Genomic DNA, 209 nt, shown 5'->3' on the forward strand with positions numbered 1-209 from the left:
TGACGCCATTGCTGAAGGTGGCTGTGCCGTAATCGGCTGCACTCGCTGATCCGCCACCCAGGTTAAAGGCATAGGTTTCTGGTTTGGTGGTGGCGGTGCTGAGCGAAACATTGAAGACAAGGTTATTACCTTCCACCACATTGTCATCCGCCACACCCGGATTGCCAACTTCGATGCCGGTAATGGCCGGGCTGTCGTTATCCAGAATT

1 protein-coding gene is annotated in these 209 nt (G+C 54.1%); it reads right to left on the reverse strand.

Translation table 11 applies throughout. The features are described from left to right. Window positions 1–209: hypothetical protein (locus HA050_RS21880; protein WP_166830604.1), on the reverse strand; the 209-nt coding region annotated here is incomplete at both ends.

It is taken from the genome of Iodobacter violaceini (assembly GCF_011601265.1).
Taxonomy (GTDB): Bacteria; Pseudomonadota; Gammaproteobacteria; order Burkholderiales; family Chitinibacteraceae; genus Iodobacter; species Iodobacter violaceini.